1 protein-coding gene is annotated in these 280 nt (G+C 37.9%); it reads left to right on the forward strand.

Annotated elements, in window-relative coordinates:
* A partial coding sequence (locus ACFIK8_RS12415) for a 5'-3' exonuclease H3TH domain-containing protein (RefSeq protein ID WP_375669603.1) occupies window positions 1-280 on the forward strand: 280 nt, incomplete at both ends.

The following is a 280-nucleotide window of genomic DNA, read 5'->3' on the forward strand; positions in this document are numbered from 1 at the left end:
CATTGGTCCTAAAATTGCTGCTCAATTGTTGAATCAATTTGGCTCTCTTGATCTTTTGTTGCAGAGAGTGGCAGAAGTTAAGCAAACAAAACGACGTGAAAATATTCAGGCTTATAGTGAACAAGCAAAAATTTCTCGTAGACTTGTTCAGCTTAAAACAGATGTGCCTATAGAAAATGATTTAGATGATCTTACTTTAGAATCACAAGATGGTCCACGCTTAATCGCTTTTCTTAAAACTATGGAATTTGCCACATTAACGCGCCGTGTGGCAGAGGCA

This window comes from Bartonella sp. MR168JLCBS, from assembly GCF_042194175.1.